This window comes from Stenotrophomonas sp. TWI377 (assembly GCF_039674525.1).
GTDB lineage: Bacteria > Pseudomonadota > Gammaproteobacteria > Xanthomonadales > Xanthomonadaceae > Stenotrophomonas.
In genome coordinates, this window is sequence record NZ_JBDJNT010000001.1 from 342,585 (window position 1) to 357,155 (window position 14,571).

General features: G+C 66.6%; 15 protein-coding genes and 2 pseudogenes. 8 read left to right on the forward strand and 9 right to left on the reverse strand.

Features of this window, described 5'->3' with window-relative positions:
* Nucleotides 1-49 precede the first annotated feature (49 nt).
* Together pip and ABE546_RS01450 are read left to right on the forward strand one after the other, a co-directional pair.
* Nucleotides 50-997, forward strand: coding sequence for a prolyl aminopeptidase (pip, locus tag ABE546_RS01445; RefSeq protein WP_346462427.1), 948 nt, complete (start codon nt 50-52; stop codon nt 995-997).
* A 9-nt stretch (nt 998-1,006) separates the two neighbouring features.
* Entirely contained in the window at nt 1,007-1,759 is a 753-nt protein-coding gene (locus ABE546_RS01450; RefSeq protein WP_313209881.1) for a sulfite exporter TauE/SafE family protein, read from the forward strand.
* Here the strand turns inward: ABE546_RS01450 and ABE546_RS01455 are convergent.
* The 3 genes from ABE546_RS01455 to ABE546_RS01465 form a co-directional block, all read right to left on the reverse strand.
* The gene (locus tag ABE546_RS01455; RefSeq protein WP_346462698.1) at nt 1,698-2,288 is read right to left on the reverse strand and encodes a serine hydrolase domain-containing protein; all 591 of its coding nucleotides are present in this window, start codon (nt 2,286-2,288) and stop codon (nt 1,698-1,700) included. The genes ABE546_RS01450 and ABE546_RS01455 overlap by 62 nt on opposite strands.
* Nucleotides 2,201-3,163 (reverse strand): serine hydrolase domain-containing protein, encoded by a 963-nt coding sequence (locus ABE546_RS01460; protein ID WP_346462429.1) that lies wholly within the window; start codon nt 3,161-3,163, stop codon nt 2,201-2,203. Before ABE546_RS01460 ends, ABE546_RS01455 begins: the two co-directional genes overlap by 88 nt.
* 62 nt (nt 3,164-3,225) lie before the next feature.
* Nucleotides 3,226-3,360, reverse strand: a complete 135-nt coding sequence (locus ABE546_RS01465) for a hypothetical protein (RefSeq protein WP_313209886.1) — start codon at nt 3,358-3,360, stop codon at nt 3,226-3,228.
* A 273-nt stretch (nt 3,361-3,633) separates the two neighbouring features.
* Between ABE546_RS01465 and ABE546_RS01470 the strand changes: the two genes are divergently transcribed.
* Nucleotides 3,634-4,857, forward strand: coding sequence for an MFS transporter (locus tag ABE546_RS01470; protein ID WP_313218466.1), 1,224 nt, complete (start codon nt 3,634-3,636; stop codon nt 4,855-4,857).
* A 10-nt stretch (nt 4,858-4,867) separates the two neighbouring features.
* On the opposite strand, the gene ABE546_RS01475 is transcribed toward ABE546_RS01470, so the two are convergent.
* Both ABE546_RS01475 and xth read right to left on the reverse strand, forming a co-directional pair.
* Nucleotides 4,868-5,665 (reverse strand): helix-turn-helix transcriptional regulator, encoded by a 798-nt coding sequence (locus ABE546_RS01475; protein WP_346462430.1) that lies wholly within the window; start codon nt 5,663-5,665, stop codon nt 4,868-4,870.
* A gap of 104 nt (nt 5,666-5,769) precedes the next feature.
* Nucleotides 5,770-6,546, reverse strand: a pseudogene (gene xth / locus ABE546_RS01480) (exodeoxyribonuclease III); the annotation flags it as partial.
* 179 nt (nt 6,547-6,725) lie between these two features.
* On the opposite strand from xth, the gene ABE546_RS01485 reads away from it, so the two are divergent.
* The 4 genes from ABE546_RS01485 (at nt 6,726) to ABE546_RS01500 (ending at nt 9,699) form a co-directional block, all read left to right on the forward strand.
* Nucleotides 6,726-7,346, forward strand: a complete 621-nt coding sequence (locus tag ABE546_RS01485; protein ID WP_346462432.1) for a DNA-3-methyladenine glycosylase — start codon at nt 6,726-6,728, stop codon at nt 7,344-7,346.
* Entirely contained in the window at nt 7,343-7,921 is a 579-nt protein-coding gene (locus ABE546_RS01490; protein ID WP_346462434.1) for a M23 family metallopeptidase, read from the forward strand. Before ABE546_RS01485 ends, ABE546_RS01490 begins: the two co-directional genes overlap by 4 nt.
* A 91-nt stretch (nt 7,922-8,012) precedes the next feature.
* Entirely contained in the window at nt 8,013-8,510 is a 498-nt protein-coding gene (locus ABE546_RS01495) for a ferritin-like domain-containing protein (RefSeq protein ID WP_313209899.1), read from the forward strand.
* 109 nt (nt 8,511-8,619) lie between these two features.
* Complete coding sequence (locus ABE546_RS01500; RefSeq protein WP_313209901.1) at nt 8,620-9,699, forward strand: catalase family protein; 1,080 nt, start codon at nt 8,620-8,622, stop codon at nt 9,697-9,699.
* Nucleotides 9,700-9,714: 15 nt separating this feature from the next.
* On the opposite strand, the pseudogene ABE546_RS01505 reads toward ABE546_RS01500, so the two are convergent.
* Nucleotides 9,715-10,506: pseudogene (locus ABE546_RS01505) on the reverse strand (ArgP/LysG family DNA-binding transcriptional regulator); the annotation flags it as partial.
* 47 nt (nt 10,507-10,553) lie between these two features.
* Between ABE546_RS01505 and ABE546_RS01510 the strand changes: the two are divergent.
* Nucleotides 10,554-11,123 carry a LysE/ArgO family amino acid transporter gene (locus tag ABE546_RS01510; protein WP_313209926.1) on the forward strand — a complete coding sequence of 190 codons (570 nt, stop codon included), beginning with the start codon at nt 10,554-10,556 and terminating at the stop codon, nt 11,121-11,123.
* 3 nt (nt 11,124-11,126) lie between these two features.
* Here ABE546_RS01510 and ABE546_RS01515 read toward each other — a convergent pair whose 3' ends face one another.
* The 3 genes from ABE546_RS01515 to ABE546_RS01525 form a co-directional block, all read right to left on the reverse strand.
* Nucleotides 11,127-11,750, reverse strand: a complete 624-nt coding sequence (locus tag ABE546_RS01515; RefSeq protein WP_346462436.1) for an AAA family ATPase — start codon at nt 11,748-11,750, stop codon at nt 11,127-11,129.
* 3 nt (nt 11,751-11,753) lie between these two features.
* On the reverse strand, nt 11,754-12,095 hold the full coding sequence (locus ABE546_RS01520; RefSeq protein WP_261996700.1) for a type II toxin-antitoxin system prevent-host-death family antitoxin: 342 nt from the start codon (nt 12,093-12,095) through the stop codon (nt 11,754-11,756).
* 93 nt (nt 12,096-12,188) lie between these two features.
* Nucleotides 12,189-14,483 carry a GH92 family glycosyl hydrolase gene (locus ABE546_RS01525; protein WP_346462438.1) on the reverse strand — a complete coding sequence of 765 codons (2,295 nt, stop codon included), beginning with the start codon at nt 14,481-14,483 and terminating at the stop codon, nt 12,189-12,191.
* Nucleotides 14,484-14,571: the final 88 nt, after the last annotated feature.

A 14,571-nucleotide genomic window follows, 5' to 3' on the forward strand; every position in this document is an offset into this window, starting at 1 on the left:
ACGAACCCGGGCGGTATCATGTGGCGTCAGTTTTCCGTAGGACGCCCCCATGCGCACGCTTTATCCAGCGATCACGCCCTTCCTCACCCATCAGGTGGCGGTCGACGACCTGCACACCTTGTTCGTCGAGGAGTGCGGCAATCCTGACGGCATCCCCGTGGTGTTCCTGCATGGTGGGCCCGGCGCAGGCGTATCGCCGACCCACCGGCGTTTCTTCGATCCGTCGCGTTATCGCATCGTCCTGATCGACCAGCGCGGCAGCGGTCGCTCCACGCCGTTCGGTGAGCTGCGTGACAACACGACACAGCACCTGGTCGCGGACGTAGAAATCATCCGCGCCCTGCTGGGTATCGAGCGCTGGCTGGTGTTCGGTGGATCGTGGGGCTCCACGCTGGCACTCGCCTACGCCCAGACCCATCCGGAACGTGCAACCGGCATCATCCTTCGCGGGGTCTATCTCGGCCGTGCCGAAGAGAACCGCTGGTTCGCCGAATCCGATGGCGGTGCACGCTGGGTGTTTCCGGAGCGCTGGGCGCGCTACGAGGCACATATCCCTGAAGACGAACGCGGCGACATGATCGCCGCGTACTGGCGTCGTCTGGACAGTCCGGACCAAGCGACCCGCATCGCCGCCGCCCAGGCCTGGCTGGGGTGGGAAGATCACGCGGCCACGCTGGAACACGACGTCGATGCCGTGTCGGGTGATGACCCACTGCACACCCTGGCCAAGGCGCGCATCGAAGCGCACTACTTCCGCAACCACGCCTTCCTCGAGCATGCGCAGCTGCTGCGCGATATCGACCGCATCCGGCATCTGCCCGGCGTGATCGTGCAGGGTCGCTACGACATCATCTGCCCGGCGCGCAGTGCCTGGGACCTGGCCTGTGCCTGGCCCGAGGCCTCGCTGCAGATGGTGCTGTCAGGCCACGGTGCGACGGAACCCGCCACGGCAGATGCGCTGGTGCGCGCGACGGATGCGTTCGCAGAGCGCCAGTAAGGAGGCGTCGTGGATTCGATCTACCTGATGGTGGCGCTGGGCGCCATCGTGGCGGGCTTCGTGCAGGGGCTGTCGGGCTTCGCCTTCGGGCTGGTGGCCCTGTCCTTCTGGGCCTGGGTGCTGGATCCCAAGCTCGCGGCCACCCTCTCCGTGTTCGGCGCCCTGACCGGCCAACTGCTGGCGGCCTTCACCGTGCGCCGCGGCTTCAATCTGAAGACCCTGCTGCCCTTTGTTCTGGGTGGGCTGGCCGGCATTCCGCTGGGCGTCTACCTGCTGCCCATGCTCGACATGAACTGGCTCAAAGCGATCCTGGGCACTCTGCTGGTGCTGTGGTGCCCGGCCATGCTGCTGTCACGCCAGCTGCCACGGGTCACGGCAGGCGGGCGCGCGGCGGATGGCGTGGTGGGCTTTGCCGGCGGCATCATGGGCGGCTTGGGCGGCTTCACCGGCACCCTGCCGACGCTGTGGTGCACGCTGCGCGGTTACGAGCGTGACGTGCAGCGCTCCGTGGTCCAGAACTTCAACCTGTCCATGCTGCTGGTGACGATGGGCACCTATGTCGGCACCGGCATCGTCACCCGCGAGATGCTGCCGATGTTCGCCATCGTGGCACCCGCCATGTTGATCCCGACCCTGCTCGGCACCCGCCTCTACATCGGCATCAGCGACCTGCGGTTCCGGCAGATCGTGCTCAGTCTGCTCACCGTGTCGGGGATCGCGTTGCTCGCCTCGTCGTTGCCGGCGCTGCTGGGCGGGCGCTGAGGCCGCGCTGCGACAACGGCAGACGGTTGCCGACGAAGTTGACCACGTTCTCCATCGCATCGGGATCGACATTGCTCAGCCCGATCACCACGTAGCCGTGGCTCGGCAGCACGATGAGCGCGGCGTTCGCACCGGGCGCCCCACCCTCGTGGCCATACTGATGCTGCTCGCCCTCGCCGCTCACCATGAAGCCGTAGCCGTACCACCCCTTGGTGTTCTGCGGTGAGGTGGCCGCGTCCAATGCCGAGGCCGGGATCAGCCTGCCACTGCGCAACGCCTCGGCGAACCGGAGCAGATCGTGGGCGGTGCTGTAACCGCCGCCCGCCGACGTACCGCGCAATGGCAGGGTCTTGGTCTCGCGCACCCACCGGCCGTCGCTCAGCGTGTAGGGCACCGCGCGGCCTGGCACCAGGGTCGCCTCGGGCGCCGATCCGGTGGCGGTCATGCCCGCCGGCCCGAAGATGTGCTGTTCGACGTAGGCGTCATACGACTGTCCCGATGCCGCCTCGATGATCGAGCCCAGCAGGATGTAGCCGTAGTTGGATACTGGTCCTGGGTGCCCGGCTGGAAGGCCGGTGCCGCAGCACCATAGACCTCCCAGTAGTCGGCCAACGTCTTGAGTGATGCTTTCCGGCGTTCGAACGCCTCGTCGAAGATCTCTCCCAGGCCACTGGTGTGGTTGAGCAGCTGCCGGATCGTGATGGATGTCGCGACCGCCTGATGGGGATAGTCCCTCAGGTGGCGGGCAATCGTATCGTCCAGTGTCAGCTTGCCAGCCTCGGCCAACTGCAGGATCGCCACCGCGGTGAACATCTTGTTCAACGAGGCGAGCCTGAATGTAGTGGAGCTATCGACCGGAATGCCCTGCTCCCGGTCGGCCCGCCCGCCCTGCCACGCCATCTGCACCTTGCCGTCCTGCGCCAGTAGAAAGGTGCCGGAGAGCTTGTCCTGTGCTGCCAGCGTGTCCAGACGGGCACGGCTCTGCGCGATGAGCGCGGGCATCTCAAGCCGCGCGGGTTTGAATGCGTCGGGTATCTCCACCCCTTCCAGCTGCAGCGTCTTCAGGTACGGCCGGTTCGCAGGATCGATGGCCACGGTGATCAGGATCCCGCGATCGCTTGAGGTGCCGCGCACGATCGCGGCGATCGTATCGGGCGTATCGACGGTCCTGGTCAGTACCTCAAACGGGCCGAAGGTCTCGCGGATGTCCAGATACCGCTGCGCGGTGTGGTCGATCCCGTGGCTCGACAACACCGCCTGCAGCGCCTGGCTGTCACCGGCGTTGTAGGCCGCCAGCCAGCGGCGGAATATCTGCTCGGCCTGCGCAGGGTCTGTGGGCACCCTGGCCCAGGTCGAGGTACTGAAGAGAAGCAGCACCACCATGAGTGTTCTGATCAGCAACATCCTGTGCTCCTTTCCGCTGGGCTGCCGCCCGGCAGTCGGACGGATTATGCAGCGGCGCGGGATCACTTGGATCGTGCCGCCTGCCTTTCAATCGTTTTTTGCATGCCCATCCAGCGGGCAGTCAATACTCCCAGCGTGACTGCGATGAGTGTCCAGCTGCTCAAGAAGATGGCAAGCCCTATCCAGATGCTGCTCATGATCCGATGTCCTCGTCGTAGAGCCGTTGATGCGATTTCGTGCGTGGTAGCCGGTCACTTCACAGGCATTTACTTTATGCGGTGCGTTCGCCCTGCGACATCCAATTAGTTGCAAATATGGCGTGGCTGCCTGCCCTGATTGCGACGACAACCGCCCCTATCGCGAGAGACGGGGGGCCAGCCGCGGTCTACGCTTGCCTCCCGTCCGCTCCCGTGATGCCCATGCGGCTGATACCACACGCATCGGCACCCTCCCGTTCCCGATCCCGGCCCATGACCCCTGAAACCGCTGCCCCGCCCGTCATCCCCACCGAACCGCTCACCCCCGCCCCCCACCAGGGCTTTGCAATCCGCATCGTCGGTGCCGCAGCGTTCGCGCACCTGCTCAACGACATGATCCAGGCGGTGCTGCCGGCGGTGTATCCGATGTTCAAGAGCGAGTTTTCGCTCACCTTCGGCCAGATCGGCATCATCGGCCTGGTGTACCAGGTCACCGCCTCGCTGTTGCAGCCGTGGGTGGGCATGTACACCGACAAACGGCCGCTGCCGTATCTGCTGCCGTCGGGCATGATCGCCACCTTCGTCGGCATCGCCCTGATGGCGATGGCCACGAGTTACGAAATGCTGCTCATCGCCGCGGCCATCGTCGGGATCGGTTCGGCCACCTTCCATCCGGAAGCCTCGCGCGTGGCGCGGATGGCCTCGGGCGGTCGCTTCGGTACCGCACAATCCACGTTCCAGGTCGGTGGCAATACCGGCTCGGCGATCGGGCCGCTGCTCGCCGCCGTCATCGTGATTCCGCATGGGCAGCGTGCCATCGCCTGGTTCATGCTGGCGGCCGCGTTGGCCATCACCGTGCTGTTCCGCCTCACCGGTTGGACCGTGCAGCATGGCCAGGCCAAGATGAAGAGCCTGGCCAAGAGCCATGGCGTCGGGCTGAGCCGTGGCAAGGTGATCCAGGCCATCGCGGTGATCGCGGTGCTGATGTTCGCCAAGTTCGTGTATATCGCCTCGTTCACCAATTACTTCACCTTCTACCTGATCGAGCGCTTCGGCCTGAGCGTGCAGCAGAGCCAGATGTACCTCTTCATCTTCCTGGCCTCGGTCGCGCTGGGCACCTTCATCGGTGGCCCGGTCGGGGACCGGATCGGGCGCAAGGCGGTGATCTGGATTTCCTTCCTGGGCGTGGCGCCGTTCGCGCTCGCCCTGCCCTACGCCAACCTGATGGGCACGGCGGTGCTGGCGGTGGTGATCGGGCTGGTGATGTCCTCGGCGTTCGCTGCGCTGGTGGTGTATGCGCAGGAGGCCGTGCCGGGCCGCGTGGGCATGGTGTCGGGCCTGATGTTCGGCCTGATGTTCGGCATCGGCGGTATCGGTGCGGCCGGGCTGGGCAACCTGGCCGACGTGCATGGCATCGTATGGGTCTACCACTTCACCTCGTACCTGCCGCTGCTCGGGCTGGCGACGGCGTTCCTGCCGAAGACGACGATGCACTGAGGCGTTTGCCTCAGTGGAAGAACTGGCTCGGCAACTGGCCGAAGCGCTTCTTGAACATCGCGGTGAAGGCGCTCGGACTGGCATAGCCCAGCGCGAGCGCCACGTCGATCACCTTTTCGCCGTGCGCCAACTGTTCCAATGCACGCAGCAGGCGCGCCTGTTGCCGCCATTGCCCGAAGGTCATGCCCAGCTCGCGTGCGCACAGCCGCTGGATGGTCTTGACATCCACGCCGAGGCGGCCGGCCCAGTCCTGCAGGGTGGACGGATCGTCCGGCGTGGATTCCAGCTGCCGGCCAATCGCCTGCAGGCGTGGATCGGCAGGCTGCGGCAGGTGCAACGGCACTACCGGCAGCATCTGCAGCTCATCCAGGATCAACTGCATCAGCCGCCCGTCGCGCGACTGCGCTCGGTATGGCGTCGGTACGTCCATCGCTGCGTGGATCAAGGCGGCCAGCAGTGGTGTCACCGAGACCGTCGATGCGCTGGCCGGCGGCTGGGCGATCGCCCCCGGCAGGATGTACAGGCTGCGCATGCCGACCGCGCCGATGCAGCTGACCTTGTGGCCCGTACCGGCCGGGATCCAGATCGCGCGCGTGCTCGGGACGACCCAGCGCCCTGTCCCGGCCTGGACCACCAGCACGCCGGTTTCGGCATACACCAGCTGATGACGGTCCGGATGGTGATGCAGCGCGATGATCGTGCCGGCGCGATATTCGCGCGCCCGGCAGAATACGGGCGTCTCCGGGCCTACCGGCAGGCGTTTACCTTCGCCGAGACCCGGGGCGATGTCCCTTTTCCGATATGGCATGGCAATACCCTCGCAAACAACCTGCCGGGGGACTCTAGCGCGTCCGGCGTGTTTTCGATATCGGGCCGGCGCGGTTATCGGGGCTTGGAAGGCGCCACCACCTCGATCCACGTGGGCGCGTGGTCGCTGGGCTTCTCCAATGCGCGCACCCACCTGTCCACGCCGGCATCTTTCAGGCCGGGAGCAAGGACCGGATTGAGCAGCAGATGGTCGATCCTCAATCCACGGTCACGGGCGAAGTGCTCACGGAAGTAGTCCCAGAAGGTGAAGATCTGTGCGTCGCCGTGCACCGCACGCAGGCTGTCGGTCCAGCCTTGGGCGAGCAGTGCCTGGTAGGCCTCGCGCACCTCCGGCTGCAGCAGCGCGTCCTTCCGCCAGGACTTGGGCTCGTAGATGTCCGCATCGGTCGGGACAACGTTGAAATCGCCGATCAGTGCGACGGGATGCGGCAGCGCGACCAGGCTCTTGGCGTGTTTTTGCAGGCGCTGCATCCACTTCAGCTTGTAATCGAACTTCGGGCCGGGCTGCGGATTCCCATTGGGCAGGTACAGCCCGCCCACGATCACCCCGTGCGCGGCCGCCTCCAGATAACGGCTCTGGTCATCGTTCGGGTCGCCGGGCAAGCCGCGCCGGCTCTCGATCGGGTCCTGGCCGCGCGCCAGCAGCGCGACGCCATTCCATGAGCGCTGGCCGTGCCAGATGCAGCCGTATCCCGCATCGCGGATCGCTGTCTCCGGGAAGGCCTCTTGGGTCGCCTTGAGTTCCTGCAGTGCCACGATGTCCGGTTGTTCGCGCGCCAGCCACGCGAGCAGATGCGGCAGCCGGGTCAGCACGCCGTTGACATTGAAGGTCGCGATTTTCAGGCGCTTTCTGGCAGGCATGGTGCGTGCTGCATGGCGGCGGAGACAGGCCTCGAGGATTGCCCCGCGTCAATCAATCTGCCGCGAATGCCGGGCGAGCGTGGCGTGACGATGGCGGCGTTGATCGTGCATTGACCCTGGTCGCGTCACAGTAGGCGCTCGTTTCGGACTGGCAAAGGGTATCCATTGCGTGGAGGGTCATGAAAACGTGGACGGTTCTGCCGCGGCGTTTTTACCAGCGCCACCCGACCGAGGTGGCGCCCGAGCTGCTGAACAAGCTGCTGGTGCGCGATGACGGTCGCGCTGGGCGCATCGTGGAGGTGGAAGCATACGCAGGTGACCAGGACCCGGCGGCGCATTCGTATCGCGGTATGACCGCGCGCACCGCCACGATGTTCGGTGAAGCCGGTCATCTCTACGTGTATTTCAGCTACGGCATGCACTGGGGCTCGAACGCGGTGTGTGGCGAGATCGGTCAAGGCTGGGGCGTGCTGCTGCGGGCATTGGAGCCGGTGGCCGGACTGACGTTGATCCAGGAAGCGCGGCCGGCGATCAAGCGCGCGCGCGATCTGGCCAGTGGCCCCGGTCGGCTGTCGCAGGCGATGGGCATCACCAAGGCCTTGGACGGCGCGGATCTGGTGCGCAATGACCGCGGCATCCGCATCGTGTCCGATGGGATGGCGCCACCGCAGGACCCGGTGGTCGGGCCCCGGATCGGCATCAGCAAGGCAATCGAATTTCCGTGGCGGTGGCACGTGCCGGCGCATGTGCATGTGTCGGGACGCACGGCGGCTAAGAAGACGGGCGGGACAACACCGTGAGCTTTTCGCCGCCCGCCCCCTCCCCGGCCCGCCGCGTACGACGCTGGCTGGTGCGGCTGTTCATCCTTGTCGTCTGCATCGTAGTGGCAGGGGTGGTGTGGAACAGCCCCATCGCCGAATCACCGCGGGCACTCTGGCGCCTGTCACAGATGCCTGCACCCACCGCGCTGCCCGTCCCCGTGGCGGGCGTGGCCGCACGCCAGGTGGCCAATACGTTCGGCGCACCGCGTGGACGCGACCGCACGCACGCCGGCGTGGACATCTTCGCCAAGCGGGGCACCGAGGTGCGCAGCGCCACCCCGGGAATCGTTGCCGATATCCGCGAGAGCGGTCTGGGCGGGCGTCAGGTCTGGGTGATGGGGCCGGCACGCGAGCGCTATTACTACGCCCATCTGGATGACTGGCGCGAAGGCCTGGCGCGTGGCGACATCATCGAGCAGGGCGACGTGCTGGGCTACGTCGGCGATACCGGCAACGCGAAGGGCACGCCGCCGCATCTGCACTGGGGCATCTACGGTGCCGACGGCGCTTACGATCCGCTGCCCCTGCTGAAGGCGTGGCCCGACGCGCCCTGAGCGCGCGTGCAGGGGCCCTTCACAACAAAGCGCACCGGACTAACACCCACGCGCCTAGCGTCGGACACTCAAACCCACCGGCAGCACCTCCATGGCGATCAAGACCGCAGAAGACCTGTTCATCCACGAGCTCTCGGATATCTACAGTGCAGAGAAGCAGCTGACCAAGGCGCTGCCCCGACTGGCGCGCGCCGCCTCCAGTCCTGACCTGGCCGCCGCGTTCACGACGCACCTGGAAGAGACCCAGGGCCAGATCGAGCGCATCGACCAGGTGGTGGAACTGCTGGGGATCCGGCTCAAGCGCATCAAATGCGCCGCGATGGAAGGCCTGGTCGAGGAAGGCAAAGAGGCGATCGACGGTATCGAGGAGGGCCCGGTCCGCGATGCTGCACTGATTGGTGGCGCGCAGAAGGTCGAGCATTACGAAATCGCCTCCTACGGCACCATTGCCGCACTGGCCAAACAGCTGGGCTACAAGGCAGCCGTGCCACTGCTGCTGGAAACGCTCAAGGAGGAGAAGGACACCGACGAGAAGCTGACGCTGCTGGCCCTGGCCGGCGGCGGCAATGCCAAGGCCGCCGCGGCCTGACCTTCCCGTTTCCCCTCCGGCATTGCATTGTGCGGGGAGCCGTCCTCCCCGCGCAGCGCGTTGCCCTTTCCGCGCTTGATCGCCGCCGTTGATCACAACAGGAGCCTGCATGTCACTGCCCCCACCCGTTCTTTACCACGCCTCGCTCGAGCATGCCGACGAAGATGAGGCGACGCATATCCGTGAGTTGACCGAGGTGTTTGCGCGCATGGCGCTGACGGTGGCCGAGCAGGAAGGCCACGCCCACCGCGCGGTGCACGCCAAGGGCCAAGGGTTGTTGAAGGGCCGGCTGCGCGTACTGGACGGGTTGCCGGCCGAGCTGCGCCACGGCCTGTTTGCGCGGCCCGGCAGCTACGACGCGCGGGTGCGATTGTCCTCGCCGCCGGCCGAGCAGCTTCCCGATTCGGTCTCCACCCCGCGCGCGATGGCGCTCAAGGTGATCGGCGTGGACGGCGCGCGTGCGGAAGGCGCCGAGGAGCAGCACACGCAGGACTTCCTGATGGTCAACGGCCCCGCGTTCAACACGCCCGGTGTGGCCGGCTTCCTGCGCTCGGCCAAGCTGCTTGCCGCGACCACCGAACGGATGCCGCGTACCAAACGGATGATTTCCGCCACGCTGCGGGGTGCGGAGGCGGCGCTGGAGGCGGTCGGTGGCCAGAGCGCCCTGCTCAAAGGCATGGGCGGGGAGCCGCAGCACCATCCGCTGGGGGAGACCTTCTTCAGCCAGGTGCCGTTTCTCTACGGTCCGTACATGGCCAAGTTTTCGTTGGCACCGGTCTCACCTGCCCTGCTCGCACTGACCGGCGACAAAATCGGCTCGGACGAGGATGCGCAGCGCGACGCGGTGGTGGCCTTCTTCACCGACCTGCCCAATCCGGTCGAATGGGAGCTGCGCGTGCAGCTGTGCCGCGATGTGGAGCGCATGCCGATCGAAGATGCGTCGGTTGCCTGGGCCGAGGCGGACAGCCCGTTCCTGCCGGTTGCACGCCTGAGCGTGGCGCAGCAGGAGGCGTGGCAGCCTGACACCTCGCCGGGCGTCGAGGATGCGCTCGCGTTCGCGCCGTGGCACGCGCTGGCCGAGCATCGTCCTCTCGGCGGACTGAATCGTGCACGCCGCGTGGTGATGGCCGCCTCGCGTCAGTTCCGCTCCCGATTCAATGGATGCCCGATCCACGAGCCCGTCGGCTGAAACGCGCCGGCCCCGTTACGGATCGCGGAGCACCTTGCCTGCCGCGTCCCGCATGGCAGCCGTGATGCCCTGAAGCGTGGTCGAGCGGATCGCGGCGTGCTGCCAGTACAGCGGCACGTCGATCCAGCGCGCTGGATCAAGCTCGACCACGGCGTTTCTCTGCAGCGCAGTGGAGGCGAGCGACTCGGGCACCAGGCACCAGCCCAGCCCAAGTGCAGCGGCCTCGACAAAACCCGTCGACGTAGGCAGGTAGTGCACCGGCGGGGACAGCGTGGCGCGCGTAACGGTGCGTAGATACCGCGCCTGCAGCCGGTCCTTGCGGTTGAAGACGATCATCGGGGCAGTGGCCAGGGATGCCGCGCTCACGCCCACACCGAAATACGCCGCTTTGAATGCCGGCGCCGCGATCGCCAGATAGCGCATCGTGCCCAGCGGATGGACATTGCAGCCCTGCAGGGCCTTGGCATCCGCCGTCACCGCGCCCAGTGCCGAGCCGTCTCGCAGCAGATCCAGCGTGTGGTCCTGGTCGTCCACGCGCAGGTCGAAGGTATAGCCATGCGCAGCATGCAACGCGGCCAGCGCGGGAAGAAACCAGGTTTCGAGCGAGTCGTCGTTGACCGCCAGGCAGACGTTGCGATGCTGCACCTCCGCATCCGGCAGGAAATCGGCGAGCACCTCTTCTTCCAGGGTCTGCATCGGACGTACCCGGCGCAGCAGCTGCTCACCGGCAGGTGTGGGGCGGCACGGTGCCTGGCGCACGATCAGGACCTGGCCGAGACGGTCCTCCAGCGCCTTGATCCGCTGGGAGGCAGCCAGCTGCCGCCCTCGCCGGATTTCTCACAGGCGCCGGTCTCATCATCGCCATCGGCGCCCAGAACGCCTTCGTGCTCCGCCAGGGCCTGAAACAGCAGCGCGTCGCGCTGGTGGTCGCGGTCTGCGCAGCCGGCGACATCGCCCTGATACTGCTGGGGGTGGCCGGCATCGGCGCAGCCGTGGCGCGTTTCCCATTGCTGCTCGAGGTCCTGCGCTTCGGTGGGGCGGCCTTTCTCGCGGTATACGGCCTTATGGCAGCGCGCCGGGCCTGGTCCGGCGGTGGCGGGCTCGATGCAGCTTCTGACATGCAGGCGGGATGGCGGCGCACGCTGCTGGTCTGCCTGGCATTCACCTTCCTCAATCCGCACGTCTACCTGGACACGATGGTGCTGCTCGGCAGCCTCTCGACCCGCTACCCGGGCGACGCCCGCTGGCTGTTCGCGGCAGGCGCGTGCCTGGCCAGCGTGTCGTGGTTCACCCTGCTGGGCGTCGGGGCGCGCTGGCTGCAACCGTGGTTCGCGCATGCCAGGGCGTGGCGCTGGCTGGACGCGGGCATCGCGGTCTTCATGCTGACGCTGAGCGTGCTGTTGCTGCTCCGGCCCCTGCAGTAACGCTTACGCAGGGGTATGCAGCTCCATGGCCCGCATCACGATCGGCTTGGCCCAGTCCGGGGTCTGCAGCAGCTCGATCGCCGAGGCAGGATAGTGCAGCCCGTTGCGATCCAGCTGCAGCACCGGCAGCGGTTCGGCGCCATCGGCATCGGCCGGGGCGCTGTTGTCGTAGACATGCAGCTCGGCCAAGTGCGGCAGCAGGGCCAGCAGGTTTTCGCGCGAGGAATCGTAGCGGGCACGGATCTTGTCGGCGGGGATGTCATGCCCGCCGCGGCTGACCCGGGCCGCGACACGTTCCATGTGCAGCTCCACGCTCTGCAGGCCGCAGAACCAGATCGCCACGTCGTGCTGCTCGCACGCCTCACGCAGCAGACGCGGGATTGTGTTGCCGCCCAGCGTGGTTTCGAACGCGAAGTCGGTGCCCTCGTCGATCGCCTGCCGCAGCCGGCGCGCGCCTTCATTCCAGGCCGCAGCGTTGGCCTCGCCCAACGACCACCCCGTCTGCACCAGGCGGCGGGTGAACGTATCCGGGTTGAACCATGTCAGGCCTTCTTCTTCCAGCCACATGCCCAGCAGCGAACTCTTGCCGGCGCCATTGACACCGGCCAGCACCAGAATCCGTCCCATTGGTCAGAGCGGACTGCCGAGGGCGACCTTGCGGCCGCGTCGGATCGGCTGCCCCAGTACCTTGCCCAGCCCACCATCGCGGCCCAGGCTGGCGAGGGTGGTATCGAACGCGGCGCGCAGGCGTTCCAGCTCGCCCATGCGCTCATCGAGGTCGCCGCCGGCGGCCTTGGCCAGCAGTTCCTGGTAGGTCTTGATGTCCACTATCACCGCTTCGGGATGATTGTGGTTGGTGATCACCAGGGCCTGCTTTTCGCGAACGGTGCGCATCAGGCTGGGCCAACCGCGGGTTTTCACCGACGAGGCCGTGGCCTTCTCAAGGCCGGGCAGATCCAGTGGCAGGGTCATGGCACGCTCCAGGACGGGATGGGCCCACTATACCCCTTCTGGCCAAATTGGACATAAATCCCATTTTGGCCAGAAGGAGGGTCCAGAGGCTCGTCAGCGGGACATCGAGTACGGCTGCTCGGCGCCCTGCCCCGGCCAAGCCATGTTCGGCTCGGCCTGGAGCGTGAAGCGCAGCTCGCCGCCGGCCAGGATCTCGTCGTGGCGCAGGAAGGTGCGCTGCAGCGGGTGGCCATTGAGGGTCACCGAGCCGACGTAGTCATGGCCCTTGCCCAGCCCGTCGGTGACGATGGTGAAGGTCTTGCCGTTAGGCAGGTGCAGTGCCGCCTTGGGCAGGAACGGACGGCCGATGATGTATTCGCCGCTGCCCGGGGCCACCGGGTAGAAGCCCAGTGCGGTGAACACGTACCAGGCCGACATCTGGCCCAGGTCGTCATTGCCGGCCAAGCCATCGGGACGGTCGGCGTACTGGGTGTCCATGATCTGCTTCAGGCGCGCCTGGGTGCGCCACGGCTGCCCGGCATGGGCATACAGATAGGCCACGTGGTGGCTGGGCTCGTTGCCGTGCGCGTACCAGCCGATCAGGCCGGTGATGTCTTCCATATGCTCGAAGATCGAGGGGTCGACATTGGCCTCGAACACCTGGTCCAGACGGGCCAGCAGCGCGTCGCTGCCCCCGTGCGCGGCGGCCAGGCCGGCCACGTCGTGCGGCACATACCAGGAGTACTGCCAGGCGTTGCCTTCGGTGTAATCCGTGCCGTAGCCGCTGGCGCTCGGGTCGAACGGCGTGCGGAAGCTGCCATCGCGCTTGCGCGCCCGCATGAAGCCGGTGTCCTTGTCATAGGCATTGCGCCAGTTCGTGGCGCGCTTCTCGAACTCCCCGGCAACCTTCGTGTTGCCCATGGCCTTGGCCATGCGCGCGATGGTCCAGTCGTCGAACGCATATTCCAGTGTCTTGCTGGCGGCCTCGCCTTCTTCATCGATCGGCACCCAGCCCAGCTCGCGGTACTGCGCGATGCCATCGTACGGGCCGTAATTGGCGGTAGCCACCATCGCCGCCAACGCCTTGTTCTCATCGAACCCGCGGATGCCCTTGAGGTAGGCATCGGCGATCACCGGCACGGCGTGGTAGCCGATCATGCACCAGGTCTCCTGGCCGTGGAACGCCCATACCGGCAGCATCCCGTAGGCGCTGTTGTGCTGGTGCGCGAGCAGCGAATTGATGAAATCGCTGTTGCGCTTCTCCGGCTGCACCAGGGTCAGCAGTGGATGCAGGGCGCGGTAGGTGTCCCACAGCGAGAACGTCGAGTAGTTGGTATAGCCCTCGGCGCGGTGCACGGCATTGTCCGAGCCGCGGTACTGGCCATCGCTGTCCATGAACACGGTCGGCCCGAGCAGGCTGTGGTACAGCGCGGTGTAGGCGCTGCGGCGGTCGTGCTCGGGGCCGTCGATATCCAGTACCGACAGTGCCTGCGTCCACTGCGCTTTCGCCTCGGCGCGGACACGGTCGAAATCGAAGCCGGGCACTTCGCTTTCCAGGTTGGCGATCGCACCGGCCTCGCTGACCGAGGAAATCGCCACCGTCACCACCAGCGGCGTGTCCAGCGTGCCGAAATCAAACGTGCCGACCAGCTGGCGCCCTTCAATCTGCGCACGCTGCGCGGGGCTCTGGTGCCCCGGCGGCGGGAAGCCCTTGTAGGCGATGTCGGTCTCGGTGTTGTGGAATGCGTGACCGGTCAGCGGCCGCGAGAAGCGCATCGCGAAATACAGCTGCCGGCCCGGTGCCCAGCCGCGGGTCTCGCGGAAGCCGGTGATGGTGCCGTCCTCGCGGGCGCGCAGGCGTGACCACATGATCTTGCCCGGGTAGTCGTACAGACTGGTGCGCAGGTCCAGCAGCACGCGTGCGGGCTGGTTGGCCGGATAGGTATAGCGATGCACGCCGACGCGGGTGCTGGTGGTCAGCTCGGCGCGCACCTTCGGATCATCCAGGGTGACGGCGTAGTAGCCTGGTTCGGCGCGCTCGTCGTCGTGGCGGAAGCGCGAGGTATAGCCGCTGCCGGGTTTGTCGGGGTCGCCCCGCTCCAGGCTGGCATCGGTGCGCACCGGCATCAGCAGCACATCGCCCAGATCGGAATGGCCGCTGCCGGAGAAGTGCGTGTGCGAGAAGCCGACGATGCTGGTGTCGTCATGCCTGTAGCCGGCGGCCCAGCCATAGGCCTTCTCGCGCGGCTGGATACGGGTGTCCGGACTGAGCTGCACCATGCCGAACGGAACGGTCGCGCCGGGATAGGTGTGCCCCTCCCCGGCCGTGCCGATGAACGGATCGACCGCCGCATAAGCGCGTTCGCCGACCTTGGCCGGTGCCGCTGTGGCAGTGCTGGCCACCAACATCGCCCCTACCGCGAGCCCCAACCACCGCACCGTCCCCGTTTTTGTCATGGCGTTGAATTTAGATCGATTCAGGTGAAGTCGATCCTAG

Coding starts and splice junctions, on each gene's coding strand:
- pip (WP_346462427.1), top strand. CDS start 50: ATGCGCACGCTTTATCCAGCGATCACGCCCTTCCTCACCCATCAGGTG.
- ABE546_RS01460 (WP_346462429.1), bottom strand. CDS start 3,163: ATGTTGCTGATCAGAACACTCATGGTGGTGCTGCTTCTCTTCAGTACC.
- ABE546_RS01465 (WP_313209886.1), bottom strand. CDS start 3,360: ATGAGCAGCATCTGGATAGGGCTTGCCATCTTCTTGAGCAGCTGGACA.
- ABE546_RS01470 (WP_313218466.1), top strand. CDS start 3,634: ATGACCCCTGAAACCGCTGCCCCGCCCGTCATCCCCACCGAACCGCTC.
- ABE546_RS01475 (WP_346462430.1), bottom strand. CDS start 5,665: ATGCCATATCGGAAAAGGGACATCGCCCCGGGTCTCGGCGAAGGTAAA.
- ABE546_RS01485 (WP_346462432.1), top strand. CDS start 6,726: ATGAAAACGTGGACGGTTCTGCCGCGGCGTTTTTACCAGCGCCACCCG.
- ABE546_RS01495 (WP_313209899.1), top strand. CDS start 8,013: ATGGCGATCAAGACCGCAGAAGACCTGTTCATCCACGAGCTCTCGGAT.
- ABE546_RS01500 (WP_313209901.1), top strand. CDS start 8,620: ATGTCACTGCCCCCACCCGTTCTTTACCACGCCTCGCTCGAGCATGCC.
- ABE546_RS01515 (WP_346462436.1), bottom strand. CDS start 11,750: ATGGGACGGATTCTGGTGCTGGCCGGTGTCAATGGCGCCGGCAAGAGT.
- ABE546_RS01520 (WP_261996700.1), bottom strand. CDS start 12,095: ATGACCCTGCCACTGGATCTGCCCGGCCTTGAGAAGGCCACGGCCTCG.
- ABE546_RS01525 (WP_346462438.1), bottom strand. CDS start 14,483: ATGTTGGTGGCCAGCACTGCCACAGCGGCACCGGCCAAGGTCGGCGAA.